The sequence below is a fragment of the Micromonospora sp. HK10 genome (assembly GCF_000982955.1).
In the GTDB taxonomy this organism is placed as follows: Bacteria; Actinomycetota; Actinomycetes; order Mycobacteriales; family Micromonosporaceae; genus Micromonospora.
Genome location: NZ_KQ058871.1, coordinates 1 through 736, shown reverse-complemented (window position 1 = coordinate 736; position 736 = coordinate 1). Strand labels below are relative to the sequence as shown.

Annotated in this window: 1 protein-coding gene; it reads right to left on the bottom strand. The window is 70.0% G+C overall.

The features are described from left to right. Positions 1 to 10: 10 nt before the first annotated feature. Positions 11 to 736 (bottom strand): transposase (locus LQ51_RS24610; protein ID WP_046569612.1); only part of this gene is annotated, 726 nt, incomplete at its 5' end.

The window sequence follows — 736 nt, the reverse complement described above, 5'->3', positions numbered from 1 at the left end:
GGGGACGCTCCTATGACGCGTCAAGTGGTTGGGACGGGTTTTCGAGGCGTCGGTAGAGGTCTCGGGCAATGTAGCGCTTGAGGCAGCGTTTGATCTCGCGGTCGGTTTTGCCTTGGGCACGGCGGCGGTCGGCGTAGGCGCGGGTGGGTTGGTCGTAGCGCAGTCGGGACAGGGTGATGGTGTGCAGGGCGCGGTTGAGTTGGCGGTCGCCTGAGCGGTTGAGGCGGTAGCGGATGGTCTTGCCGGACGAGGCGGGAATCGGGGCGACGCCGGCGAGCATGGCGAAGGCGGCGTCGTTGCGGCAGCGGCCGGGGTGGGACCAGGCGGTCAGGACGGTGGCCGCGACGATCGGTCCGACGCCGGTGAGGGTGAGCAGGTCGGGACGCCAGGAACGGACGATGGTGAGGATTGCCGTTTCGTGGGCGGCGGCTTCGGTTTCGAGGGTGCGGATGCGCCGGGCGAGGTCGCGTAGCACCGTCAACGCGGTGGTGACCTCGACGTCGCCGCTGGCCGTGGTGGGTCGCAGCCGAGCGGCGGTGGTGATCATCGCGCGGGTGTTCTGTCCACGGAACCGGGATCGGACCGCCTCCGGGGCGGTAACGATCAGGGCGTGGAGTTGCCGTTGAGCGGTGGTGGCGGCCTCGACGGCTGCACGGCGGGCGGTCAGTCGCATTTGCAGTGCTGCGCGTTCGGGGCCGGTCTTGGGCTGCGCCAGCTGGGTGCGGGCCAGAGCGTC